Source organism: Mycobacterium sp. D16Q16 (assembly GCF_002013745.1).
Classification (GTDB): Bacteria; Actinomycetota; Actinomycetes; order Mycobacteriales; family Mycobacteriaceae; genus Mycobacterium.
Window position 1 is genome coordinate 124102 of record NZ_MAEY01000014.1, and the last position, 25221, is coordinate 149322.

A 25221-nucleotide genomic window follows, 5' to 3' on the forward strand; every position below is an offset into this window, starting at 1 on the left:
CGACTGCTTGTTGAACCGCCAGCATGGGATGGCCCTGGCAATGCCGGGATCGCCACCGCTGGGCGTGCCCGGTTGTGCCGTAAAACTGGGCGTGCCGGATGCGTAAGAGACGTGCGTGCCCCACAGTGGAGAGGACACTGCGCCAGCTTGGAGGTTTGTCGATTTCTAGGACATTACGAGTGGCGGGCCTGCAATCGGCCGGGAACCCCGCGAATCCGGATGCCAACCTTGCTCAACTCGAGCAGGTCGCGAGAAGACTTGCAGGGCAGGCGGATCTGCTCATCACGCCGGAACTGTTTGTCACCGGTTACGACATCGGGGACCGTTTACCCGAGCTCGTGAGCGCCGATCATCTTGATGCCGTCTGTTCAATCGCTGAACGGAACAAGATTGCGATCATCGTGGGGCTGGCGGAGAGCAGTGCTGCGGGGGCGCTGTACAACAATGCTGTCTTTGTCGATGAGCGTGGCACGGTGTGTGGCCGGCACCGGAAGACTCACCTCTTCGGCGAGATCGATCGTGCCTATTTCACGCCGGGGAGCCAACCGGCGACCGTGGTGCGGTATCGCGGCGTCAACGTCGCCATGATGATTTGTTACGACGTGGAGTTTCCCGAGAATGTCCGGATGAGTGCCCTTGCCGGTGCGCATCTGCTTGCGGTGCCGACGGCACAGATGACGCCTTTCGAGTTCGTCGCCGATGTCGTGATCCGGACACGGGCCTGGGAGAACCAGATCTATGTGGCGTACATCAATCACAACGGTGTCGAGAGAGCGACAACCTATGTCGGCAGGAGCAGCATCGTCGGTCCCGACGGGGGTGTTCTCGACCGCATCGAATCGGGGACCGGGACGATCATGGCCGAGATCGATACCGCGGTGGTACGTGTAGCGCAGCAGGCCAATCCGTATCTGGCCGATTTGCGCCCCGAACTAAATTCCCCTCTGGTGCCACCGCCGACTCGGTGACGTCAATGATCTGGTTAATGGCCATGAGGATGACAACGTCCTCTAGCCTCGCAGCCAGACAGCGGATTCGACTCGAAACCGGTTTGGTGACGCGTATTCTCCCCAGATGACGGTGGGGCAGCTGGCGGGCATTGACCTTCAGGGAAGCGGTGCGGCATTTGATCTCGGGCAGCGGTGCACAACGACGGCGACGTTCAAGGTCGGCGATTGGACCGTAGCTGTGGCAGATGGCTCAAAGTGGCTACTTGTCTACGCTGCGATTGATTCGGACATCGACCAGATTTTCAAAGTTGCCTTGGCACAGGCGAATTTGTGCCTTGACTATCTGTCCGCTATAGGCAGGGGTGACGCCGTTATTCGCCAGCCTTACGACGCTTCTCTGACCTGGGCGATGACGGGCCCGAACGTGACTATGCGCGTCACCAGCATCATTCCTGGCACTTTGGGGATGAGCATGACGGTTCGCGTACTCGACGCTGATGGGAATGAGATACCCTCGCTGCCGCCGCCTCCGCCACGACTTCACGATGCGCTTCGTTTCTTGCGGATGGCGAGGACTGGGGAAGTGCTGTAGGACGCGTATCGCAACATGTTCCTGGCCTTGGAGGCCGTATTACACCACTTGCACCCCCACCGGCGAGGGCGTGAAAGCGATTGGTTCAAGGCCGCTCTCAGGCACGTAGAACCAATCGCGTCGGCAGACATCCTCGCCCCGGAGAATGAAACAGATCCAGTCAGATGGGCGTACCGAAACATCTATTCGGATATGCGCTCGGGTCTGATGCACGCTAAGCATCTCTATCACCTTCCTGGTGACGAGACGCGCCGAGCCGATATGGAACGGTCGTTCGAATCGTTATGGCGCTATACCAGCAAGTTGGTGGGCAGCGCGTTGGACGCCAGATTCGACCGCGGCCACTTTGCCGCGGCTGCGTGGAAAGGTGTCGCTAAGACGGTGTGCGAGACCTTCGAGCTAGTTGCAACCAACGACACACCTCACCGCGTGCCCGGGTCTCAGCGAGCAGCTCGCAGCCGAAGTACCAGACGCGGACTTCGACACCGGGTTCTACATTGATGCGGGCGTACTCCTTGCCTTCGCGTAGGTCGCCGGCGATGGTTTCCGTCCAGACCCCGTGGCCCCAGTTGTGCATCACCGTGCACACCGTCTGGCCGGTCGTGAGTTTGTCGACGTGGAACTTCACCACAATGCGGGACGCTAGCCCCGGGGTATGACAACTAGTCGCGCCAGCGTTCCCCAAGTGCTTTTGCAGCTGTAGAAACCTTCATCACCAGGCGGCGCTCCCGATTCTTAACGGGGGCGAAGCCATAGTGTTTGTAGAACTCCGCTGCTTCGTCATCGAGCGCGTCTACGACGATCAGACGTCCGGCGCCGATCTCAGAAGCGGCTACGGCCTTGCCGAGAGCGTCGACTAGCAGCTGTTCCCCGTAACCTCTTCCGCGAAGTGATTTGTCCAGTGCCAACCGGGCAATGAGAAAGCCGGGGATGCTGGAGTAGCCACCGGCCAGGCTTCGAGGTACCCCGTCCTCCTCGCGGTAGACCAAGGTCGGGCAAATGGCGAAGTAGGCGCACACCTTTGGCTCACCGAGCTGAGTCCAGACATAGACATGAGCAACCCCGTTGTTGTCCGCACGCATGGCATCATTGACCAGCCAATTGTTCAGCGATTCCTTACCGCAGTCGAATCCCTCAACTAGGTGGTCGTCCTCTAAGCGTGCCGACTCGAAGTGCATCAGCGCCTCTTGAACACCGCGGGCTTACGAGCGGCCGCAGCCAGACGTGGCGCCGCATCCGCTACATCCAGCGACTCCATCAACGCGTCGAACTGCTCGGATGGCATGGCCGTCACCAGCTCTTGCCGTAGAACATCTTCCGCTCGCTGAAGTGCAGCTTTGCGTACAAACTCTGATGTCTGCTCATGAACCGCGCTCGCGGCGCGCTGGATGCGCACCAAGCTTGCCTCTTCAGTTCGGAACTCCACCCGTTCCGTTTTCGCAGCCATTAGTGACACCTCCCAATTTGTGTCCATAGGTGCATGCCCAAGTGTACGGCGAATGTCCGTACAAATCTATAGAAGTGTTGTAGTCCAACCGTTATTCCCACGGTGACGAGCGGTAGCCGCCGGTACAGGGAGGGCGTAGACGCTAACGTCACAATGAAGCGGCCCCAGCCAGGGAACTTTGTATTTTCCTGGATGGGGCCGCGCCTCCGTGTATTGGCTATGTGGTTACGGCCGCCAGCTCGTCAGCGAGCGTGATCGCCACGGTTCCCAGATTTCGTAGATCCTGCGGGTCATCGATCTGGTTGGGACTGCGGTCGCCGACGAGTTCGATGTGCGCGTCGTAGGAAATGGTGCCAGCGTCGTACTGCGAGCGGACAATTCGGCCCGTGACGTGACCTAGTGCCACGGTGACAACCGTGTCGACTCGATCCTCGGTGGTGTCGACGGGGGAGACCGGGTGACGCTTGATTTGGATGGACATGGCTTCCTCTCGGTTAGCCATTGGGTCAGGTCCCATCTAGGTCCCGCGTCCAGATTAGAGGTCTTGAAATAACCTCTGAACTGCAAAAACTTTGGTGCGCGATACTGGGATTGAACCAGTGACCTCTTCCGTGTCAGGGAAGCGCTCTCCCGCTGAGCTAATCGCGCGGGGTCTTTATGGAGGTGGAGACGGGAATCGAACCCGTGTGCACGGCTTTGCAGGCCGTTGCCTCACCACTCGGCCACTCCACCGCTAGGGATGACTGTCCACCCTCCGAGCGGATGACGGGATTCGAACCCGCGACCCCAACCTTGGCAAGGTTGTGCGCTACCAACTGCGCTACATCCGCGCGCAACGGATGAGATCGTCACCCGGTGCGAAGTGAAACAGTAGTCGAACGAGAGGTTTAATCACAAATCCCTTGCGTGCGCGGCCCGTCGGCGGCCGGACTGCGGTGTTTCCGGCGTCTCGTGCTAGCCTTTCACCTCGGTTGATCAGCCATCAACGATCAACATGCGGTCTCGTAGCTCAGTGGAAGAGCACTCGCCTCACACGCGAGGGGTCGCTGGTTCGAACCCAGCCGGGACCACAGAAGAAGTACAGGGCAGGAGAGTTTTTCTGCTTTGCCACGCGCCGCACTAATTAAGAGTGCAATAAGAGCTTGATTCGCTTATGGCAGCGCCACGGCGCGATGAGGCTTGAGTGTGCCCTAGGGGCATAGCTGATACTTCGCCCCATGAGTGTTGTAGAGCACTTCGGCGCGGCGAGCGGACCCGCTCGGCCCGGTTGGCTGGAACTTGGTGTAGCTGCGGCCACTGCTGTCTTTCTGTATCTAGTGGGCGGCGTGGCCGCATACTTCGTGCCGGAAGATTTCCCCATTGCCCTCGGACACGTGAACTTCCTGATTTCAGGGCTTGCGCCGTTGGGAGCGTTTGCTGCTGCGGTCCTCGTTCGGATTCGTGATGTCCGTCCGTTCGGGTTGCGGCATACGAGTCTCTTGTGGCTGCTGACCGGCGTCGTCATCGGCCTGGTGTGCTTCGGGCTTAGTTGGCCGGTTTCGGCGATTTTTGATCCGCTGTTTCCGGGGGCGGAGGGTGTTCAGCAGCCCTACCGTGATGCTGCTCGGTCGGGAGCAGTGCCTCTTATCGCGGCAGTGGGGCTGGGCGGTATCTTGACGCCGCTCGGTGAGGAGGCTTTGTTTCGTGGCGTGCTTGCGACTTTCCTGTTCCGCTGGGGGAGCTGCATCAGCGTGGTCTTCAGCGCGGCAGTTTTCGCTGTGGCACATGGGATCAACGGCGTGATGCCTTTGGCCCTCATGATCGGTTTGGCCAATGGTGTCCTGCTGTGGCGCTCAGGCTCGATCTGGCCTGCGGTCATGGTGCACATCGCCTATAACAGTGCGGGCATCTTGTATCACGGCCTCGGATACTGACTGCCGGGGGTCGCGGTGCCCCTGCGGCACGGTCAAGTCGCTCTTGACTGTGCCGCTACGTCCGAGTGTTGGATGCCTGGTGTGACGACATTGCTGAGCGATTCCGATTACGCGCGTGCCGAGCAGATGCTTTTCCCGCACCGGGCCCGGCGGGTGCCGGGCACGGTGCTGACACCGCAGTGGTTCGCCGACGGTGCCCGATTCTGGTACCGGATCGGAACCCGCTACGTCGCGGTTGATCCGAGCGTGAAGGCTCGTCGTGCCGCCTTCGACCACGACGCGCTGGCCGCCGCACTGTCGGCGGCAGTTGGGCAGGCGGTAACCGGTGCCGATCTACCGATACAGGCCGTGGAAATTCGTGCCGACGACACGGTGCTGTTCAGCGCGTTCGGCCGGAATTGGCGATGGGCGGACAACGCCTGCACCGAATCTGACACCACCGCAACCATTCCGGGCGCGATCCCGTCGCCCGATGAGCGGTGGGATGCGTTCGGCCGCGATGGCAATATCTGGATCCGCAACCGGGCCGATGGCACCGAACATGCCCTCACCGATGACGCCGAACCCTACTTCGATTACGGCGGCCTGCCGGACACCACCGGTGCACGCGCACTGACCCGTGCACTGGGCATTCCGGGGCCGATGATTTTGCACTGGTCGCCCGATTCCACCCGAATCCTGGTCGCGCGCATCGATCAACGTGAGGTGCCCGAACTGGTGCTCGTGGAATCTAGCCCGGCCGATGGCGGCCGGCCCGTGGAACACCGCACCCGTTACACCATGCCCGGCGAGGACACCGTGGCAACGATGACCTGGAACGTGCTCGACGTCGGGCAACGCACGGTCGTACGGCAGCAGAGCGAGCCGACACCGATCATGCACAATGTCGCGCTCGTCTATGCCTGGTGGTCGAGTGCGGACGTCGTTCATTACCTGCACCAATCGCGCGACGCCCGGACGTTGCAACTGCGTCGACTCGACCCGTCGACCGGCGAGGTCACCACGCTGATCACGGAGACATGCCAGACGCGGGTCGACCCGACTGCGCTGCTCGGCGACCCGCACATGGTGCACGTGCTGGACACCGGCGAGATCCTGTGGTGGTCGCAGCGCGACGGTTGGGGCCACCTGTACCTCTATTCGGCGGACGGCGCCCAGGTCACCCAGATCACCGCCGGGCCGTGGCTGGTGAGCAGCCTGCTATGGGTCGACGAGAAGGCTCGGCAGGTGTACTTCGCGGCCAACGGTCTGGTCGAGGCCGACCCGTATCTGCGGCAGCTCTGCCGAATCGGACTGGACGGCAACGAGTTCACCCGCCTCACAGATGACGAGCTGGATCATGATGCGGTCAGCCCGCCGCAGGGCGGCTACCTGGTGGACCGGGCCTCAAGCCCGAGCCTGCCGCCACGCTCAGTGGTACTCGACGGGGAGGGTCAGGTGGTGGTGGAGTTGGAGACGCCCGACACCGACGACCTGAGGATTCTGGGTTGGCAACCGCCGGAGCGGTTCCGGACGACCGCCGCGGACGGCAGAACCCCCATCTACGGTCTGCTCTGGCGACCGCAGGATCTGGACCCGGACCGCACGTACCCGATCATCGAACACATCTATCCGGGGCCGCAGCTCTACCGCGCCGGACCGATGTTCAACCCGCCGCACTATGGCGAACCGGAGGCCTTCGCCGCGCTCGGGTTCGCGGTGGTGGCCATCGACGGTCGCGGAAGCGCGGGGCGCAGCAAGGCATTTCATGACCACTCCTATGGAGATCTCGGCAACGCTGGCGCCCTGGACGACCACATCGCCGCAATCCGCGAACTCGGACAACGGTATCCGTGGCTGGACACCGCCCGAGTCGGGATTACCGGACAGTCCGCCGGTGCGTTCGCCGCGGCGCGTGCCGTGCTGCGATACCCGGACTTCTACTCGGTGGCCGTCGCGGTCTCGGGCAATCATGACAACGCCCTCAACCTGGCGATGTGGGCCGAGCACTACCACGGCGATCTGAGCGCCGAAGGCAAAGCGGCGATCTCGAACACCACGCTGGCCGCCAACCTGAAAGGCAAGCTGCTGCTCATCCACGGTGAACTCGACGACAACGCACATCCATACATGACGATGCGCCTGGCCGATGCACTCATCAAGGCGGACAAGGACTTCGACTTGATCATGATTCCTGGTGCCGAGCACTCGCTGTACGGTTGGCTGCACTATTCGCTACGTCGCACCTGGGATTACTTTGTGCGGCATCTACACGGCACCGAGCCGCCCAGCTACCGACTGCAGCCGCTGCTGCTACCTCCCCTCGGCTGACCGGCACGATCTCTCCGTCCCGCTTCAGCACATCTAGCTGCGCCGGGTTGTACAGAGCAGCCATAGCCAGGTGGATCGCCCAGACCGAACCTTTTTCCGCGTGGGCACGAGCTACGTCTGCGGACGCGACTCTAACCCTGGATCGAGCTAGTAGGAATGAAGTTTCGGTACGGGCAATGCGTTCGAGATCTTGGCTACGAGGGCACGAGCCTTCGTGAGCTGTGCCGCCACCTGATCTTCCCGGCGCCAGGTCAGGAAGAGGCCTAGTTCAACGCCAATCACGAACGCCTCACCGAACTCGGACTCAGCTAACCTGCACGACCGTGCACGTCGGCGGCGCAGCGCAGTGGGCCCGATGCAGGCACACCGGCCAGACAACCAATGGGTTGAAAAGGAAGGAAGATGAACCCAAATATCAGGAGCGGTCGCAGCATCGTCGACGGCAGGAACACGGCCGGGGCGGCGAAGGGCCGCGACGCTTTCGACGTCGATGCCCTGGTCACAAGGACCGGCGGCAGCACCACGGGGAAGACGCACTGCGTCGGCCGACTATGCAGGGAAATCCGCACTGCGAGAAAGCGTCTCGTTCGCCCGGATGTCGGCGAGCGTCTGCTGCAGCGTATCGATCACGGCGTCGTAGCCGCTATTGCCTAGGACCAGCCGTCGGGGCGGCGGGTTCTGGGCCATCGCCGCGATCACCGCACGGGCACCGCGGAGCGGATCGCCGGGCTGCACACCGTCCATCCCGACGAAGACGGCTCGGACCTGCTCCAGCATGTGGTGATATTCCGGGATCGGCTCCGCGACAGGCTCGTTGGCGAAGCCGGCGTAAGCGTTCGTGCGGAACGCCCCCGGTTCGACTGTCAAGACGGAGATGCCCTGTGTGGCGACCTCATCACGCAGCGCATCGGTGATGGCTTCGATGGCGAACTTCGTCGCACTGTAGTAGCCAAATCCGGGTGCGGACACAAGCCCGGCCACCGAGGACACGTTGACGATCCACCCGTTGCCGCGGGCGCGCATCCCGGGCAGCACTGCACGTGTCACCGACAGCACGGCGAAGAAGTTCAGTTCGAACATTGCCCGCAACGAGGACTCGTCCATCGCTTCGATCGATCCGTACCAACCGCGGCCGGCGTTGTTGACGAGCACGTCGATGCCGCCGAAGCGCTCCTCGGCGGCATGCACCGCGCGCTGCACCTGCGCCGCATCGGTGAGTTCCAGCGGCACGACCAGAACGCGGTCGCCGTACTGCTCGGCCCACGTCGCCAGCTCCTGCGGGCGCCGGGAGGTGAGCGTTACGCGGTCCCCGGTCTCCAGCGCCGCCTCGGCGAACGCCACCCCGAAGCCGCCGGGCGTGCCCCCGGTGATGAACCATCTCCTTGTCATGGCTCGATCACCAACCGGCTGATCAACGCGCCGTCCAACGTGAAGCGGAAGTGCAGGTCGACGACCCCGCCGGGGAAGTCGCCCTCCAGGTGCTGCCCGACGTCGATGGTCGTGTCGGTTGTGGTCGCGCCGGTGAACTCGGAGGTATAGATGTATTCGCCGGCCGAGGCGGTCAGCCAGGCCCCGATCTCGTCGCGGCCCGTGTAGTCGCGGCCCTCATCGGTCACGACGGCATCGGCGGTGAACGTGGCTACCGCTCGGCCGTCCACTGGGGTGCTGAGTGCGGTCATGAACGTTTTTACGGTGTCCGGGAGTGCTTCCCATTCTGTGGTCATGACCCCAGGTTGGAGCTTCCCCTAAGGGGAAGGTCAACCTTCGGCAGGGCGAATCTCGTATTCGTGCGGCCCCGGCAGCCAGGCCCTCGGTTCCCCAGGGAGGCCACTGGAACGGGACAGGAGCCTTCGGTCTCACGCCGCGATGTTGACCTGGCCCCAGGGGGAGACTTCAGGATGGACCCACCCCTTAACACAGGCGGCGGAACACAGAGGAGGATGCCATGGGCGCGCGGGTCTCGATCGGTGATTTCGCGGTGATGACCAGCCTGAGCAGGAAGGCGCTACGGCACTACCACGACATCGGCATTCTCGAACCAGCTGACATCGATCTCCACACTGGCTACCGGTTCTACGACACCAGCCAGGTCGATCATGCACACATCATCCGCCGGTTCCGCTCTCTGGGCATGTCCATTCCCGACATCAAGGCGCTGCTGAGCACAGACGACGCCGCGGCCCGCACTGAGATCATCACGACTCATCTCGAACAAATGGAAGTGCAACTGCAGCACACCCGTGACACCGTTGGCGCGCTGCGCGAGCTGCTTTCTCCCGTGCACACCTCCGCCGCTGTGGAGTTGCGCCATGAACCCGCGCTCGCCGTGTGGTCGATCGGCGCCACCATCGAGGTTTCCGCGATTGACAGCTGGTTCGTGGCGACGCTGAAGACACTGAGAGACGCAGTTGCCACGGCGACAGGCGCACCGTCGGCGGTCGTTCCGGGTGGCCTCTACGACCGAGCACTGTTTCTCGAATTACGTGGCAAGGCGACCCTGTTCGTGCCTGCGCCGCAGTCCGCGATCACTCCGGAGGGGGTGCGTGCCGAGGTCTTGCCTCAGGCCGAATTCGCCGTGCTCACTCACCCCGGCGGCCACGACGAGAGCATCGACCGCAGTTACGGGGCTCTGGGCATATACGCAAACGAGCATCTGATCAGCGGCCAGGGGCCGATCCGCGAACACTACATCGGTGCTACGCCCTCAGATCCGACAGCGTTCACCGCCACAGAAATCTGTTGGCCGATCTTTAGCACCGCTCCACCGCCATGCTGACAGCAGTTCTCAGCCAGTTCATTCCTCGGCCATGTGCGAGCCCGCGCGGTTTGGGCACGGATTCGGAACACCGTGGGCGCTAGGGTGCGGGATCTGCGGATCGAGCGCGGCATGACCCAGGAGCAGCTGGCGCTGGATCTCGCCAGCGGTTTAGTCGGCGAGGAACTCGGCGGCGGCGGGGGCGAATTCCTTGTGGTACTGGAAGATCCCGCCGTGACCGGAGTTGGGGTAGATGAGCAGTTGGCTGCCCTGGATGCGGTTGTGCAGGTCCTCTGACAGGACGGTGGGGACCATGCGGTCGTGGCCTCCGTTTGCGATCAGCGTCGGCTGGGTGAACATGGACAGGTCTGAGGGAGCCGAGCGGCCGAACTTCTGTATCGCCTTCAATTGAGTCAGCAGCGCCTTGATGTTGATCTCCTGGTCCCGATCGGCGGTGCGTTCCCGGAGTCGCTTGATGAATGCTTTCCCCGCGGCCTTTCCCGCGGTATCGCGGTTGAAGAAGAGGAATTCCTTCGGGTCCGACCTCGTCAATGTCGCGCGCAGGATGTCCCAGTAGGTCACGCTGGCGACCTTGTCGATGTCCTTGCCGCCGCGCGGTCCGGTCCCGGTGAGGACGAGTTTGCGGACAAGGTCGGGATGTTTGACGATCAGGTCCTGGGCGATCATGCCGCCCATCGAGAAGGAGAAGATGTCGATGGTCTCGTATCCGAGTGCCGCGATGAATTCGTAGGCGTGATCGGCGGCTTCTTCGAGGGTGTCAGGCACCTGTCCGGTGGAGGCACCGACGCCGCGCTGGTCGAACGCGATGACGTGTCGATTCTGTGCGATGGGGTCGATGATGCGGGGGTCCCAGTTGTCGAGGGTCCCCGCGAGGTGGACGAAGAAGACAACGGGAATGCCTCCCTTGGGGCCCAGTTCCCGGTATGCGTACCTTGTATTGCCGACGGCGACGGTGCGCGTTGGGGCCTGCGCGTACGAGCTGAGGATGGCCTCGTTGCTGTTGTTGCTCATGGAGAACTCCTTAGGATGTGGTGGCGCTTGCGAACAATGCGTCAGTGACGGTTGTTGTGGTTACTGATACGAGTGCCGGCTGAGTTCGGCTGAGGTTGTCGCACCGGTAGCGTCGTTTCAGGTGTCGGGCGGTGCGAGAGCGGTTGTCGGCTTTCATGACCTTCTGGGGATCGCCGATGAGTTTCGGCGCGCGGCGAGAAGTCCGATTCCCCGACCGGCGCCGGCGACCAGGACGGACGGTGATCTGCCGAAATCGTCATCGGCTCACTGTGATCTTGCCGTTAGCTTTGCCCTGCTCGACGTAGGCCATAGCGTCCAGCGTCTCTGCGAACGGGAAGGTCCGGTCCAGGACAGGTCGCAGGGTGCCCGCGTCGTAGAGCGCCCCGAGTATCGCGAGCTGCGGACCGCTAGCCCGCATGAAAAAGAATGAGTAACGCACGCCCAGCTTGCGTGCTTGACGGCGGATCTTGCGGCTGAGAACGGCCATAACGGGCTTAAGGACCGGCTGCCGGAGTTGATCGGCGAAGGCCGGGTCCGGCGGTCCGACGACGCTGATCGCAAGACCGCCTGGCTGCAGCACGGTCAATGACTTCTCCAGACTCGCCAGACCTAGGGAGTCCAGCACGACGTCGTACCCGGACAGGACCTGGGCGAATTCCCGGGCCCTGAAGTCGATGACCTCGTCGGCACCCAGGGCCCGAACCTTGTCGATGTCCTTGGCGCTCGCAGTAGTGGCGACATACGCGCCGAGGTGCTTGGCGACCTGGATGGCTGTGGAGCCCAATCCGCCTGCGCCGGCGTGGACCAGGACCTTCTGCCCCGGTTGAACATCGGCTAGCTCGGCCAGGGCCTGCCACGCGGCGAGCGCGACGAGGGGCACTGCGGCCGCTTCCTCAAACGACAGGGAGGCGGGTTTGAGGGCGATGTCGTCAGCATCGACGGCTACCTGTTCGGCAAAGGCGCCGATACGCAGGTCTCGCGGCCGGGCGTAGACCTCATCACCAGCCTTGAAGCCGCGGACCTCGGCGCCGACCTTGGTGATCACGCCGGCCAGGTCATGGCCGAGGATGAAAGGCCGCTTGTACCTGATGAGCTGCTTGAACTCCCCGTTGCGGACCATCTTGTCGAGCGGATTGATACTAGCGGCCCGGACGTCTATCAGAACGTCGCGAGGTCCAACGCTCGGCGTCGGGACATCAGCAGCCCGGAGCCCGTCGGGGCCGTAATGAGTGACGACGAAGGCCTTCATTCTGTTTCCTGTCGGATCGTTGGGCGTACGGGATTTCGTGAAGCGCCGGCAAGGGTCATGGCGTTGCTGAACGCCGCCGCAAGGATGCGGTCGGACAGCGCGGTATCGGTGACCGCGCGGGCGGCCTGGAGCGAGCCGACGAGCAAGGAGAACAAGCCAATCGCACGCTCGTTGGTCCGCTGCGGGTCGCCGTCGTCGAGGTGGCGGGCAATCGCCTCGATCATCGAACTGGCGCCGTCGGTGTAGGCCTCCCGGATCGTGACATCGCACCGCCCGATCTCATCCAGCAGTGCCGCGGAGGGGCAGCCACCAGCGAGATCGTGGCGGTGTGCGGGGGAGAGGTACTCCCGGAGGAACGCCTCGACCGAGTCAAGGCCGGCCGGCAGCGAGTTCACAACGGCGACCTGGTCCTCGAGCTGTTGCGCGACGACCGTAGCGACCAGGTCGTCCTTCGAAGAGAAGTGGCCGTAGAAGGCGCCGTTGGTCAGGCCGGCGTCGGCGACCAGCGTCGCGATGCCGGAGCCGTCGATTCCGTCGCTCTTGAACCTGCGTCCGGCGGACTCGATCATCCGGCGCCGGGTCGCTTCCTTGTGTTCCGGGCTGTATCTCACCATGACGCGGATCTCCTTACTGGGCTTGTCAACACCATAGCATTATGATCATAATATAACAGTCGTGCCGCAAAGGAAATCGGACCATTTCACGGCAGCGCCTGCCGATCAGCTCGACGTGCGGTCCTGCGCATGCCCGCCCAACCCCGCAGCACCCTGACGAAAGAAGGAGTCATGGCTACCTGGAAGACCGCGCCCACCAAGACAATTGACGTCGACGGCACCTCGTTCACCTACCGCGAGCTGGGCAGGCCCGTCGGCGTGCCGGTAGTGTTCCTGCACCACCTGACTGCCGTCCTCGACGACTGGGATCCGCGCGTCCTGGATGGCGTCGCCGCTCATCACCATGTGATCGCGTTCGATAACCGGGGGGTGGGGGCTACCGCCGGACGTGTGCCGACCGACATCGAGCAGATGGGCGCCGACGCGATCGCGTTCATCCGTGCGCTGGGGTACGAGCAGGTAGACCTGATCGGTTTCTCGCTCGGTGGTGGCGTGGCTCAGATGATTGCCCTCCAGGCTCCTGACCTTGTGCGCCGCATGGTGCTCGCGGGCACCGGCCCGCGCGGCGGCGGGGGAATCTGGAAGATGCCATTCATCGTCGGTGGCGCCTACACCAAGGCGTTCCTGTCCCGAAAGGACCCACGCCACTTCCTGTTTTTCCCTCGTACCACGAAGGGCAAAGAGGCGGCCAACGCCTACCTCGAGCGGCTCGCGGAGCGCACGTCGGATCTGGACAAGCCGATATCCTCACAGGCCGGCCTCGCGCAGGTGCGAGCAATCACCAGCGCGGGACTGCACCCCGCCGACGACCTGTCACAGATCAAAATCCCGGTCTTCGTCGCCAACGGCGACCATGACCTGATGGTCGCCAGTGAGCACTCCAAGGACATGGCCGCTCGGCTGCCGGACTCCCGCCTTCGGATCTACCCCAACTCCGGCCACGGTGGCGTCTTTCAGTACCACCATGAGTTCGTACCGGAGGTTCTGGACTTCCTGGCTCCGCGCCCGCACCGTCCTGAGGTCGCGGCGATCAGTGCACTGGATCTTCCGCGGAACTGACCGACCCACTGGACCGTCCGCGATGAACGTCAACAACGGTTCAACGGCTTGTCGGTACGCCTCGGCGCTGATTCGACGGCAGTCGCCTGGTCTAAGCATTCCGAGAGTTCTCCGAGATTCAGGCCATGGTGATGCTGAAACCAGCCTCCGGTAGGTACATCGTCGAAGAGTTCGTCCAAGGCCATCGGCATGGACGACGGCTACACGAAGTTTTGACAACGCCGTGCACCGGCGCTCCGGCTTCCGCCTCGCCGAGCGGTCACCGCTAGAGCATGTCACAGCAATCGCCACGCCCTTGTATCGGTGATGGTGGTGCCGGGTCAGCCCGCCTCGGGGAACTGTTGCCTGGGTGTGGCGTTGGCGTGTGCAGATCGTCCAGGTGTGGGCGCAGACGACGACGCCCAAGTGGTGTGGACCTTTCGGGACGGGCTGGCCCGGCACGGTTGGATAGCTGTACCGGCACCTCGCTTTCACCTGATCGTGATCGGATTAGCTTGTGGGCGTGTGGATCTTGTTGGCGGAGGGCTGCGCTGCATCGGGTCGACTCGCCGGACTGGTTCACTGTGTTGTCGCGGCGATGGGCGGTGGTGAGACCGACCAGCTTGCCGGGGCCCGCGAAGGGCGCACCCGACCGCTGGTGGCGCCGGCCGCTGGCATCGGTGAGCTTCGGCGGCGCCGAGTATGGCGTCGACTTCAGCGATCAGCGCTATCAGCCCTGTGGCGTCGTCCAGATCCAGGGTGGCCAGCACCTCTGACTCGGCCGGGCTTGGCGGTGCCGGCGCCACCATCATGACGCTCTGCGTCATTGCTCACCTCCTTTGTGCTGTCAGCGGGGCCGACCATCCAGGTTTTGAGATGCGGTCTATTGCAATATGTATTTCGCTGCAGCCCAGGTGTCTACCTAGGGCATCGGGATGATTGAGCTGAGGATGGATCGCTGGCATGAGCCCCGCCGGCATCATCCCGAGGACACCTGGCGCCGGGATGAGACGTAGCACGGCGCCAGGTGGCATCGGGCGGCCCAGCTAGTGGAACACGAACACAGTCAGGCGCTGACCGGTTCCTTGATCGCACCACCGCCACGCACCGCGTCGCCCTCTTCGGTGATCACCGTGGTGTCATCGATCGCCTTGGCGGCGGCCGGGCGATCCACGGCGATTTTGCGGGGTTTGGCTTTCTCGGCTACCGGGACCACTAACCGCAACACGCCGTCGTGGTAGTCCGCGGTGATCCGGCCGGTGTCCAGATTGTTGCCCAGTACCAACTGGCGTGAGAACACCCCGCGGGCACGCTCGGCGGCCAACATCTCACGGCCGGGATCCAGCGGTGCGCGTTCGGCGCGCACTGTCACCACATTGTTCTCGATATCCAGATCCAGCGAATCGGTAGCGATACCGGGCAGATCGAACTCCACGTGGAACTCATCCCCGTCACGCCAGGCGTCCATCGGCATCGCCGCCGGACGTGCCGCGGTTCCCAGCACCTGCTGGGTGAAGCGATCTAGCTCTCGGAATGGATCGGTACGCATCAGCATCGTGGCCACCTCCATCTGTCCTTTCCCTTGTGCCATCTGTGCGCTTCCAACTGTTTTATCTATGCCAGTTGGTATAGATTTATTTAGCACTCAACGATGCCGAGTGCAAGTAGGCGAACGAGAAAAGTTGTGACGATGATCAATGAAGGCTTGCCGGTGCAAGGCCCTGGGATCCGCGCTCGGATGCCCGCACCCCACCACGGGGTGTACGGGATTACGATCGCCGCGGAATTATCCGGCGCCCCCACGCAATCGCTACGACTGTGGGAACGCCATGGGTTGCTATCCCCGGCGCGCACAGAGGGCGGCACCCGCCGCTACAGTGCCGATGACTTGGCGCGTATCGAACGCATCGTCGCCCTCGTTATGGTCGGCGTCAACATCGCAGGCATCGGTCGCATCTTGGACCTAGAAGATGTCAACGCCGCACTACGATCTAGCGCCGCCGACCACGCCCGACCTAAACGCAACGGCTCACTGGAGGACGGTTAGATCCGCTATTGAGCGCTGGACCCGGCGCGGCTGGGAATTGGGCGCGGCCGGCATGCACGTGGGAAGCAAGCGACATGGCGGCCGAGGATGCGAGCCTGAGTGAGTTTAAGTGCCTTCGATCTACGCCTGTGGACTGACCTCGCTGATGGATTGTGGTCCGGGGCTCGGCTCATTTCTGAAGGTGGCCCGCCTCGGCGTGGGCAGTTTCTGCGGCCACCAGAACCAGGGCCCGAGGAGACTGGCTAACGGCATCACCAGCAATAGCCGGACGATCATCATGTCGAAGACCAGTCCGATGCAGATGGTCGCTCCGGCTTGGCCGATGTTGACCACGTCGCTGGAGAGCATCGCCAGCATGGTGCCGGCGAGCACGAACGCCGCAGTGACGGCGACGTTGCCGGAGCCGGTGATAGTTCGGATCAGGCCGGTGCGGATGCCGGCCGACAACTCTTCGCGGTATCGGGACAGCAGTAGCAGGTTGTAGTCGCAGCCCACGCCGACGAGCACGATGAAGGCGATGGGCAGTGTGAGCCAATGCAAGGTGATGCCGAACAGGGTCTCCCAGATGAAAGCCGCCAGCCCCAGCGAGCCCAGGAAGGACAGCACCACGGTGATCAACACGATCACCGAACCGGCCAGCGTTCGCGTGATGACCATGACGATCAGGAACACCAACCCGAAGGTGGCCAGCATCATCGTCAGGATGTCGTTCATGGAAAACGTTTGCACATCACGGAAATTTGAGGATGAGCCGGCCATGAGAAGCTGTACGTCCGATAGGGAGGTGCCCTTGATGGCTTCGTGGGCGGCGGCATCAGCGCGCTGGATCTGATCGATGCCCTCGGGGCTCATTGCTTCACCCTGGTGGTAGATCATGATGCGGGTACCCCTACCGTCGGGCGTCATCATGAACTTCAACCCAGTCTGAAATTCCGTGGTTTTGAAGGAATCCGGGGGCAGGAAGAAGAAGTCGTCGTTCTTGGCGTTGTCGAACGCCTGCGCCATGTCGACCATCGGGCTGACCATCGGCTCAAGCTGGGTGATGGTCGCATGCATCAGGCTCTGCGTGGTCAGCGTCAGCCGCTGCATGACAGTCATGTTCTGCACCATGGCGTTGAGTTGGGCGATCATCTGCGGGGTGGCGGTGGAAATCTTGGTCAGACCATCGACCATCGGCCCTAGATACTGAGTCGTTTCGTCGATACTGTCGAGAGACTCGTTCAGCGAGCGCATGGCCCAGCAGATCGGGATGTCGAAGCAGTGCGGTTCCCAATACAGATAGTTGCGCACTGGCCGGAAGAAGTCATCGAAGTCGGCCATCTTGTCCCGCATCGTCTCCATTGCCTCTTTGAGCCCCTTGGCGGCCTCTGTGGAGATCTGCGTGCCTTCGGCTAATTGTCCTGTGAGGCTCGTCATCTTTTGGGTCGAGGCGATCATGTCGCCCATACGAGCGGCCATGGTGTCGATATCGGCGACCCGGTCTTTCATGAATCCGAGATTCTGGCCGATCTTGGTTCCCATGGAACCCATCGCGTAGGGCAGCGAGGCGTGTTCCAGCGGTCGGCCGTTGGGCCGGGTGATGCTCTGCACCATCGAAATGCCCGGTGTGCGGACGATATTCTTGGCAATCCGGTCCAGGCTGATCATGTCGGTGGTGTTGCGCATGTCGTGGTCGGCCTTGATGTACAGGGTGTCGATCGAGAGCTGGCTCGGCTGGAAATGCCGGTCGGCCGCTGCGTAACCCTGAGATGCTTCCACAGAAGTCGGTGCGTAGTCCCGGTCGTTGTAGCTCACCGTGTAGTTGGCCAGGTTGGCGATGCACAGCGGAATCACCAGTGCCGCAACCGCAATCATGGCGGCGGGCCACTTGGCGGTGGCGGTGCCGAGCTTACGCCAGACGGGGCTGGCCTTGGCCGGCTCGCCTAGCCAGGGGATCTTGCTTCCCAGCGTCAACAGCGCCGGGCCCATCGTGAGGGCCGCCATGACCGACACGGCCATCGCCACGAAACACGGCGGCCCCAGGGTGCGGAAGTAGTCGAGCGTGGTCAGGCTCAGACACAGGCACGCACCCGAGATCGCTACTCCCGAGCCGATGACGACGTGGGTCACGTTGTGCACCGAGGTGTAGTACGCCGACTCGCGGTCCTCCCCGGCCCGCAAGGCCTCCTCGAAGCGGCCCAGGTAGAAGATGCCGTAGTCGGTGGCAACACCCAGGACCAGGGACACCGCCATATTCATCCCGAAGGACGAGATCCCGATGACGTGATTCTCAACCAGCAGCGAGATCACGCCACGCGCGGTAGCGAGCGTGATCAACACACCGAACAGCGGGATGATCGCCCGGGTAACGGAGCGGAAGGCGATCAGCAGCATGACGATGATCACCACGACGGTGACGATTTCCAGCGTGACCATGCTCTCGTCGGCGGCGGTCAGCATGTCCGAGGCCAAAGGCGCCGGACCGCTCACGTAGACCTTGAGTCCCTCGGGTTTCTCATTGTCGAGTTTCTCGATGATGCCCCGAATGGCCTTAATCGACCTGTTCGAGTCGGCATCAGCCAAATCGCCGGTCGGCCGGACCGTCAGCGTTGCCACCTGACCGTCCGCGCTCTGCTGACCCGAGCGGGTGACCGGATCGCCCCACATGTCCATCAGTGACTGCACATGCTCTTTGTCGTCCCGCAGCCGACGAACCATCTCGTCGTAATACTTTCGGTCCTGTTCGCCGAGCTGGCGGCCCTGCGCCTCAAGCACGACGACGGCAGCGCTGGTGTAGTCGGATTCCTTGAAGTCCTTCCCCTGAGTGATGGCCGCAACCGACGAGGGCGCGTCCCGCGGAATCATCGCTTTAGCGTTGGCCGAGGTGGTTTCTTCCAGGGAGGGCACAAAGATAGTCACGGCAGCGGCGGCAATGACCCAGAAAAGCACCACCGGAACCGCGAGCACACGAAGCCAGCGTGCGGCGGCTGGATGCTTGTGCGTTTCGTGCTTCACCGGGCGTTGAGTCGGCACCGGACCCGTGACCGCGTCATCACCCGGCGGCTGCTGGCCCGCGGTCATGCTGCCGTCACCGAGCACGCAACCGCGGCACCGACGTGGTTGACGACCTGTTCCTCACGCACTTCTCCGTTGACCCGTATGCGGCAACCCACAGTGTTGCCGTCGACCTGCGCCACCAGGCTCAGCGACACGGCCGACGACATCGTGGTCTCCGAAACCAACCACGGCAGTGAGGTCAGCACGACATTGACGGGTTCGCTATTGAGGTTGGCATAGGCCACCTTCCCGCTATTTCCGAGATCACCGAACACCTCGTAGGTGACATTCTTGGGATTGATCTGAACCACCGTGGCCGGGATCGGACGAGCAGTCGGAGGGTGGCTGATCGCCTGCGACTTCTCCCGAATCCGATTCACCCCGAAGCCCACCACCGCGATGACGATCAGCGCTACCAAGGGCATCCACAACGCGCCCGCCACTCGGCCGGCTCGGCCTTTTGCTTGTTTGCGTCGACTCATGATCGAGACCCTGTCGCTGGGGCGCGATGAATGACAATCATTGGATCCTCGTTTCGCTCGGCGCTTCATGGGGTTTCGCTGTACGCGGTGAGCCGGCTGGGGGAGCCAGTAATGGTGTCGTACTAACTAGTTCAGAAAGGTGTCGGGCTGTCTGCATTACAGTGCGATCCGGCCGAACCAGCGCCACTTTGGCGTGGCCGCGGCGCAGCCAACGGCCCAACTCGGATTGGCGCGGTTCGATAATGAGGTCGGCGCCGCACCGACCTAGCAGGGCTCGTTGATCGCAATCCACCGCTTCGCAGGTGACCACTGCGAATCCCATCCCGAGGACCGTGTCAAGTCGTTGGCCCTGGCTGAGAACAAGATTCGGAATCTGGGTGCCAGCTAGCTGCAGCGGGCGTCGGGGTTTGATCACTAGCGCAGACCGAGTCAGCGGCGGCGACCCCGAATGACGTATGCGTGATCGCACCCCCGGGACGTGACGTAGGCGGGGAACCAGCAGTTTGCAGATGGCAGCGCCCACTGCGCTGCGAGTGGTCATGGCCATGCCGATGGCTACCGCAACGGCGATCGCTTTCCAGGCGTGAGGCTTTCGTTCTTTTTCATAGGTGTCCAGCACCCGCGCGGGCAACTGGCCGCCCAGCACCCCGGCTAATTTCCAGGCGAGGTTGGCCGCATCCCTCATTCCCGCTCCCATGCCCTGGCCGACAAATGGTGGGGTCAGGTGGGCGGCATCGCCCAGAATGAACACATTGCCGTTGCGCCAGTGATCGGCAACGCAGGCGCGGAAGTCGTACTCGGTGGCCCGAATCAATTCGAGTTCATTGGCCGTGACGTTGCCTATCCACGGGGCGAGCAGCGGCCGCAGCTTCACAGTGGTGACAAAGTCTGCCGCCGTCTCATCGTGGTTAAGTTTGAATTCCCAACGGTAGCGGCGTTTTCCGATCCGCATGAACGTGGCCGGACGATCTGGATCGCACAAGTGGTGTACGCCGTCCCATTGGCGCAGGTCGGCGTCCGAGGACATGTCGACCACAAGCCACCGCTGGGCGAACGGCCATGCAGTCATGCTGGATCCGATGGCTGTGCGGACCACGCTGTTGGCGCCATCACAGCCCAAGACATAGGCAGCCATCACACGGTGCTCATCACCGCTATCGCGGTCGGTGAACCTCACCCTCACCTGGCTGTTGCCAAGTTGTCTGACCGCAGTGACTTCGACACCGCTTCGCACTGTGACTTGCCGATACCGCGCCAGGTTGGCACGCAGCAGCTCCTCCAATTCGGGCTGATCGAACATATTGGCCTGCGGGTATCCATGGATACCGATCTGAACGCGGTCTATCTGGCTCAGCACCCGTCGATGGTGATCGAGCAGCCGCATACCCGCGCCGGGACGGGAGATGGCGGCGAACTGTTCGCCGACACCTAACTGCACCAAGATGCGGTAGATCTCGTCGTCGAGATGTACGGCCCGCGGCTGCGGATACACCGTGGGCCACCGATCAAGCAGCAGGCACGGTACGCCGCGCTGGGCTAACAGCGTGGCAGCAGTCAGGCCGGTCGGCCCAGCCCCCACGATGACAACCGGAAACGGCTGCTGTGCTGAGGTATTCACGACAGGTGCCGGATCTGATCGGAGCATGGCGTTCAGTGCTCCTCGATCAGACGCCATGTGATGGTGTACCGGTCCAGAATCGCCTCGACCATCGCGTGGCTGCTCCCCGCAGCGAGGTTGACGGTGACGACCGTTGCTCCGTCTTCGGTGTCGGCGGTCACGGCGCGTATGCCGTCGATGCCGGTCACGGCGTCGGTGACGGCGCGGCGGGCGGCATCGGCCCGTAGCGGCAGTTTGTACGGTTTGCCGATGGCGGTAATCGGGATGGTGTCGATCACGATGACCGCTTTGGGTGCGGCGGCCGCCTCGGCGACGCGGTCAGCGGCCCACTGCCGTAAGGACTCTGCGGTAGCGGTGGCGTGCTGTCGTACGGTCACGTAGGCGACCGGTACTTCGCCAGCATGTATATCGGGGCGGCCCACCGCAGCGGCGCCGATAACGTGGGGATGAGCGAGCAGGGCATCTTCGATCATTGCCGGGTCGATATTGTGCCCGCCGCGGATGATGAGGTCTTTGGCACGGCCGGACAGATGGACAAAATCGTCGTCATCGATCCAGGCCAGGTCGCCGGTGTCGAGCCAGCCGTCGACCAGTTTGCCGTCGCCGTCAAGTACGAAACCATCGGCGTTACGGCCCATGACGTACCCGGGGAACACGGTGGGCCCGTGGATGGCCAAGGTGCCAACGGAGCCGCGCGGCAGGTCATGCCACGCACCGTCATCGTCGATATGGACGGCTTTGATCTGTTGGTAAGGCAGTCTTTGGCCCGCCGCACCGGGCCGCGGATGATCGGGAAAGCTGCGGGCGCTTGCGCAGGTCGCTTCGGTCAGGCCGTATCCCTCAACGAGGGGAATCCCGGTGTGTGTCTGAAAGTCGTTGCGGACCGCGGCGGGCAATGCTGCGGCGCCCACCACGGCGAGCTTCATGTCGGAGATGTCCGCATCGACCGGGATGTGCGCGAGGACGGCGTACACCGTGGGGACGGCGCTCATCGCGGTTATCCGATAGCGCTCAACGATTTTCCAGAAGTTGCTGTACAGCGCCATGTCTCGGTAGCCCCGTGGTCCTGCCCACAGGACGTGTTGCCCACGCAGCAGCGGAGCCAGGGTGGTTACCACGAGTGCGTTGACATGGAATAGCGGCAACGCGGCGAACAGCCCGGCGGTCTCGTCAAGCACGGTGTTGGCCGCGATCATCCAGGCGTTGATGACTTCGTTGGCGTGGGTGTGGGCGGCCAGCTTGGGGGCGCCGGTGGTTCCGCCGGTGTGAAATAGTGCCGCCAGATCGTCGGGTTGTGGTGCAGCGCCATGGAATTGGTCGCTGTCGTAGTCGGCGGCCCGACCCATGAGGTAGTCCACTTTTGCGCCTGGCAGGAAATGCGCACGTGTGGCCGCGGGGGTGCCTGTCGCGGTGGTAAGGAGGACGGTGTCGATGAGACCATCCGCGACGAGGCCTTCGGCGACGGTCCACGTGGTGGCATCGAGATCAGGGTCGGCGGTTATCAGGACGCGGGCGCCGGAGCGGCGGATGAGTTCACCAATGTGGTCGGGTGAGAGTGCACCGTTGATCGGGGCTGCGATCCCAGCCAGCTGTGCCGCCAGTGTCGCGGTGATCAGGTCGGCGCAGTTCGGTGCGATCAGAGCGACGGTATCGGTGCGCTGAACACCGATGTCGCGCAAGAGGTTTGCCACTTGGTGGACATCATGTAGCAGGTGCCCAAAGGTGCGGCGGGCAGGCTGCTGCCAACGTTCACCATCAGGCAGTACGCTGACCGCCATCCGGTCGGGCCAGATCTGCCCGGCACGGGCGAGCAGCGCGTAGGTAGAAGCGGGCAGGCCGCGATGGGACAAAGGTATCGATTCGATGATGCGAAGATCATCCGGGCGGGCATAGTTGAGCCACAACTGGTTCGGGCTCATGCGTAGCGCACCGTGTTAGTCTGCGTGCCCAGCTTGATGCTGCCATCGTCGAGAGCCGCGGTTGCTTCGATGACGTCTCCGTCATGCAGGTACCTCGGGTTGCCGGCTTGACGTTTGAAGAAGGCCTTCCATTTCACCGCGGGCGGCAACAGGGACGCGATGATCTGGATCGGCTTGGGCGGTGCGCTCAGTGCGGTACCCACCGGCGTCCCGGTCAGTAGGAGATCGCCGGCGCTGAGGTCCTGGAAGCGGGTCAGTGCTTGCAGAGCCTGCCGTGGCGTGTAGATCATGTCATCACCAACAAGCATGTTCTGGCGCAGTTGGCCATTGACGCGCAGCTGCAGGCGAAGATCGCCGAAGCGCTTGAGTTCAGAGGCGGTCAACAAGACCAAGGCCGGGCCGACCGGGGTGAAGGTCGGGTACGACTTAGCTTCGTAGAACTGGGTTTGGGACAGCTGAATGTCGCGGGCGGACACATCGTTGGTGACCACCAGCCCGCCCACGTAGCGGGCGAGGTCATCCTCGTCAATGCGGGTGCCTACCGGGATGTCGGTCCCGATGACCAGACCGATTTCGACTTCGTAGTCCAGCAGCTTGACGTGGCCGGGTTTGACGATGTTGGCGAAGGGGCCGGTGATCGATGCCGAGGATTTGCGGAAGAAGGTCAACGGGATCGTGTCCGGGTCCATGCCGGAGTCTTTGACGTGCGAGGCGAAGTTGGTCATCTGGGCCACGACCCGGCACGGCGCGGTAACCGGTGAGATCAGTGCGAGGGTGTCGACCGGCACCGTCTCGGTGTCGTTCGTCGCGGCCTCGATGGCGGCACGGTCGGTCAGCAGGCCGCCGGTGGTGGTGGCGTCGGTGACTATCTTTGCTGCCCCGTTTGGGGTGTGCACCCACCAGGCGTCAGCGGTGCGCAGAACGGAAATGGTCATGACTTGGCCGCTTTCAGTAAGCCGATGAGGCGGTGGACGTCGAATTCGTTATTGCTACGCACAGCGGTCAGCAGTTCGCGTACGTCGCGCCGCATGTGGCGGGCACTGGTGCCGAGGAAATCGGCCGTGGCGGGCGGCCCCCACTGCGCCAGGCCCGAGGCGCCGAACTGGGCCCATCCGGGTTCGAGGGTGTTGTCGAACATGTCGCCGTCGGTGAAATGTTCGACCATGAACCCGTCGGGGTCACGCCAGTAGTCGAAGATCTGGCTGCCCTGGACGTGCCGCCCGATACCCCAGGAACGTTGGTAGCCGCGCTCTTTGAGGTATTCGCCGCCGGCGGCGAGGGCGTCGAGATCGCTGACCTGGTAGGCCGAGTGCACATAGCGGTTGGCTGGCCCCAGCGCCAACGCGAGGGTGTGATGGTCGCTCGGGATCGAGCCGCGGTCACAGCGTATAAAGCTCATGATCGGGCCTCGGTTGCGCTGGCCGGGGAAGTGCAGGAAGTCGCTGACGATCATGCCGAGGGTGTCGAGGTACCAATTCAGTGCCGCACGGTATTTCGTGCTTTGCAGAACGACGTGACCCAGACGTTGGACCGTGGAGGGTACTCGCGGCGGCCGCTGCGTCACATTGATCCGCTCAAGGCGGTCGCCAACGTTGAGGAGGTGGGGTACCTGCCTCGGCAGCGGGCGCACCGGCCGTGTCGTGGCCACGACACGGACCGGGATGCCGCTGGGATCGGTCAATTGCACGCCCAGGCCGCCCATCGATTTCCGGTAGCGGCGTCACCCGGGAGCCGGTCGCGTTGGCCAGGCGCACCAGGTCGGCGTCGTCGCCGGCGGCGAATGCCATTCCGCGGAAGCGGGTTTGCGTGCCGCGCCGGATGAGTACGCAGGGAGCGTTGCGATCGCTGCCACGCAAGTGCAATTCGGTTTCAGTGCGCATCGCGGTGGCCAAGCCGAACGCGTGAGCAAAAGCTTCAGCACGGGCCAGATCAGGTTTGTCGAATTCCAGCCAAGCGACGTCGGTGACCTTGATCAGTGGGTTACGCGATCGGCCCGGATGCTCACCGCTGCGGGCGCCCTCAGAGCTGTGCAGGTCGGCGTGTGCACCGGCGGTGCTGCTGCTCACGGGGACCCGGTCAGACATCGGGTCGCCGGCTACTGCCGATTCTGAGCTCATTGCCGAGCCTTTCCATCCGCCACCGTGGGCCACGCCTCAACAACAACGTAACTAATTGAACAGTATTGTTCAATTCAGGTCAAGACTGTCCTTACGTCTAGC

At 63.0% G+C, this 25221-nt stretch carries 23 protein-coding genes, 4 tRNA genes and 1 pseudogene; 9 read left to right on the top strand and 19 right to left on the bottom strand.

Features of this window, described 5'->3' with window-relative positions:
- Window positions 1-155 precede the first annotated feature (155 nt).
- Both B4394_RS15590 and B4394_RS15595 read left to right on the top strand, forming a co-directional pair.
- On the top strand, window positions 156-968 hold the full coding sequence (locus B4394_RS15590) for a carbon-nitrogen hydrolase family protein (protein ID WP_286142089.1): 813 nt from the start codon (window positions 156-158) through the stop codon (window positions 966-968).
- 106 nt (window positions 969-1074) lie between these two features.
- On the top strand, window positions 1075-1542 hold the full coding sequence (locus B4394_RS15595; RefSeq protein ID WP_078315621.1) for a hypothetical protein: 468 nt from the start codon (window positions 1075-1077) through the stop codon (window positions 1540-1542).
- Window positions 1543-1915: 373 nt separating this feature from the next.
- Here the strand turns inward: B4394_RS15595 and B4394_RS15600 are convergent, their stop codons facing one another.
- The 7 genes from B4394_RS15600 to B4394_RS15630 all read right to left on the bottom strand — a co-directional run bounded on the left by B4394_RS15600 (window position 1916) and on the right by B4394_RS15630 (window position 3819).
- On the bottom strand, window positions 1916-2173 hold the full coding sequence (locus tag B4394_RS15600; RefSeq protein WP_078310845.1) for a hypothetical protein: 258 nt from the start codon (window positions 2171-2173) through the stop codon (window positions 1916-1918).
- A 31-nt stretch (window positions 2174-2204) separates the two neighbouring features.
- Window positions 2205-2720, bottom strand: a complete 516-nt coding sequence (locus tag B4394_RS15605) for a GNAT family N-acetyltransferase (protein ID WP_078310844.1) — start codon at window positions 2718-2720, stop codon at window positions 2205-2207.
- Window positions 2720-2989, bottom strand: a complete 270-nt coding sequence (locus tag B4394_RS15610) for a type II toxin-antitoxin system TacA family antitoxin (protein ID WP_078310895.1) — start codon at window positions 2987-2989, stop codon at window positions 2720-2722. The genes B4394_RS15605 and B4394_RS15610 overlap by 1 nt, the downstream gene beginning before the upstream one ends.
- A gap of 217 nt (window positions 2990-3206) precedes the next feature.
- A complete protein-coding gene (locus B4394_RS15615) occupies window positions 3207-3491 on the bottom strand; it encodes a hypothetical protein (protein ID WP_286142090.1) in 285 nt (94 codons plus the stop codon).
- Between the two features lie 71 nt (window positions 3492-3562).
- Window positions 3563-3637, bottom strand: a tRNA-Val gene (locus tag B4394_RS15620).
- A gap of 10 nt (window positions 3638-3647) precedes the next feature.
- Window positions 3648-3721 (bottom strand) — tRNA-Cys (locus B4394_RS15625).
- A 25-nt stretch (window positions 3722-3746) separates the two neighbouring features.
- Window positions 3747-3819, bottom strand: a tRNA-Gly gene (locus tag B4394_RS15630).
- Between the two features lie 168 nt (window positions 3820-3987).
- Between B4394_RS15630 and B4394_RS15635 the strand changes: the two genes are divergently transcribed.
- The 3 genes from B4394_RS15635 (at window position 3988) to B4394_RS15645 (ending at window position 7212) form a co-directional block, all read left to right on the top strand.
- Window positions 3988-4059, top strand: a tRNA-Val gene (locus B4394_RS15635).
- A 147-nt stretch (window positions 4060-4206) separates the two neighbouring features.
- On the top strand, window positions 4207-4902 hold the full coding sequence (locus tag B4394_RS15640) for a CPBP family intramembrane glutamic endopeptidase (protein ID WP_078315622.1): 696 nt from the start codon (window positions 4207-4209) through the stop codon (window positions 4900-4902).
- Window positions 4903-4983: 81 nt separating this feature from the next.
- Window positions 4984-7212 (top strand): S9 family peptidase, encoded by a 2229-nt coding sequence (locus B4394_RS15645; RefSeq protein WP_078315623.1) that lies wholly within the window; start codon window positions 4984-4986, stop codon window positions 7210-7212.
- A 549-nt stretch (window positions 7213-7761) separates the two neighbouring features.
- On the opposite strand, the gene B4394_RS15650 is transcribed toward B4394_RS15645, so the two are convergent.
- Window positions 7762-8601, bottom strand: a complete 840-nt coding sequence (locus tag B4394_RS15650) for an SDR family NAD(P)-dependent oxidoreductase (RefSeq protein ID WP_078315624.1) — start codon at window positions 8599-8601, stop codon at window positions 7762-7764.
- The gene (locus B4394_RS15655) at window positions 8598-8936 is read right to left on the bottom strand and encodes a nuclear transport factor 2 family protein (RefSeq protein WP_170915001.1); all 339 of its coding nucleotides are present in this window, start codon (window positions 8934-8936) and stop codon (window positions 8598-8600) included. The genes B4394_RS15650 and B4394_RS15655 overlap by 4 nt, the downstream gene beginning before the upstream one ends.
- Before the next feature lie 221 nt (window positions 8937-9157).
- On the opposite strand from B4394_RS15655, the gene B4394_RS15660 reads away from it, so the two are divergent.
- Complete coding sequence (locus B4394_RS15660) at window positions 9158-9988, top strand: MerR family transcriptional regulator (RefSeq protein ID WP_078315625.1); 831 nt, start codon at window positions 9158-9160, stop codon at window positions 9986-9988.
- Window positions 9989-10138: 150 nt separating this feature from the next.
- On the opposite strand, the gene B4394_RS15665 is transcribed toward B4394_RS15660, so the two are convergent.
- The 3 genes from B4394_RS15665 to B4394_RS15675 all read right to left on the bottom strand — a co-directional run bounded on the left by B4394_RS15665 (window position 10139) and on the right by B4394_RS15675 (window position 12862).
- Complete coding sequence (locus tag B4394_RS15665) at window positions 10139-10999, bottom strand: alpha/beta fold hydrolase (protein ID WP_078310839.1); 861 nt, start codon at window positions 10997-10999, stop codon at window positions 10139-10141.
- Between the two features lie 256 nt (window positions 11000-11255).
- Window positions 11256-12248, bottom strand: a complete 993-nt coding sequence (locus B4394_RS15670) for an NADP-dependent oxidoreductase (protein ID WP_078315626.1) — start codon at window positions 12246-12248, stop codon at window positions 11256-11258.
- The gene (locus B4394_RS15675; protein ID WP_078310837.1) at window positions 12245-12862 is read right to left on the bottom strand and encodes a TetR/AcrR family transcriptional regulator; all 618 of its coding nucleotides are present in this window, start codon (window positions 12860-12862) and stop codon (window positions 12245-12247) included. Before B4394_RS15675 ends, B4394_RS15670 begins: the two co-directional genes overlap by 4 nt.
- Window positions 12863-13033: 171 nt before the next feature.
- Here B4394_RS15675 and B4394_RS15680 point away from each other — a divergent pair, with 171 nt between their 5' ends.
- Complete coding sequence (locus B4394_RS15680; protein ID WP_078315627.1) at window positions 13034-13921, top strand: alpha/beta fold hydrolase; 888 nt, start codon at window positions 13034-13036, stop codon at window positions 13919-13921.
- Between the two features lie 587 nt (window positions 13922-14508).
- Window positions 14509-14676, top strand: coding sequence for a hypothetical protein (locus B4394_RS25435; protein ID WP_176138322.1), 168 nt, complete (start codon window positions 14509-14511; stop codon window positions 14674-14676).
- A 290-nt stretch (window positions 14677-14966) separates the two neighbouring features.
- Here the strand turns inward: B4394_RS25435 and B4394_RS15690 are convergent, their stop codons facing one another.
- Window positions 14967-15455: an Hsp20/alpha crystallin family protein gene (locus B4394_RS15690; protein WP_078310892.1), complete on the bottom strand. Its 489-nt coding sequence runs from the start codon at window positions 15453-15455 to the stop codon at window positions 14967-14969.
- A gap of 135 nt (window positions 15456-15590) precedes the next feature.
- On the opposite strand from B4394_RS15690, the gene B4394_RS15695 reads away from it, so the two are divergent.
- Window positions 15591-15947 carry a MerR family transcriptional regulator gene (locus tag B4394_RS15695; protein ID WP_078315628.1) on the top strand — a complete coding sequence of 119 codons (357 nt, stop codon included), beginning with the start codon at window positions 15591-15593 and terminating at the stop codon, window positions 15945-15947.
- A 120-nt stretch (window positions 15948-16067) separates the two neighbouring features.
- Here B4394_RS15695 and B4394_RS15700 read toward each other — a convergent pair whose 3' ends face one another.
- From B4394_RS15700 to B4394_RS15725, 6 genes and pseudogenes are all read right to left on the bottom strand, one after another.
- A complete protein-coding gene (locus B4394_RS15700; protein WP_078315690.1) occupies window positions 16068-19007 on the bottom strand; it encodes an MMPL/RND family transporter in 2940 nt (979 codons plus the stop codon).
- A complete protein-coding gene (locus B4394_RS15705) occupies window positions 19004-19465 on the bottom strand; it encodes an MmpS family transport accessory protein (RefSeq protein ID WP_078310834.1) in 462 nt (153 codons plus the stop codon). The genes B4394_RS15700 and B4394_RS15705 overlap by 4 nt, the downstream gene beginning before the upstream one ends.
- 37 nt (window positions 19466-19502) lie before the next feature.
- Window positions 19503-21083, bottom strand: coding sequence for a bifunctional 3-(3-hydroxy-phenyl)propionate/3-hydroxycinnamic acid hydroxylase MhpA (gene mhpA, locus B4394_RS15710; RefSeq protein ID WP_078315691.1), 1581 nt, complete (start codon window positions 21081-21083; stop codon window positions 19503-19505).
- A gap of 32 nt (window positions 21084-21115) precedes the next feature.
- Window positions 21116-23002, bottom strand: a complete 1887-nt coding sequence (locus B4394_RS15715; RefSeq protein ID WP_078315629.1) for an acyl-CoA synthetase — start codon at window positions 23000-23002, stop codon at window positions 21116-21118.
- The gene (locus B4394_RS15720; protein WP_078310832.1) at window positions 22999-23937 is read right to left on the bottom strand and encodes a fumarylacetoacetate hydrolase family protein; all 939 of its coding nucleotides are present in this window, start codon (window positions 23935-23937) and stop codon (window positions 22999-23001) included. The genes B4394_RS15715 and B4394_RS15720 overlap by 4 nt, the downstream gene beginning before the upstream one ends.
- A pseudogene (locus B4394_RS15725) lies at window positions 23934-25086 on the bottom strand (VOC family protein). Before B4394_RS15725 ends, B4394_RS15720 begins: the two are co-directional and overlap by 4 nt.
- Between the last annotated feature and the right edge of the window lie 135 nt (window positions 25087-25221).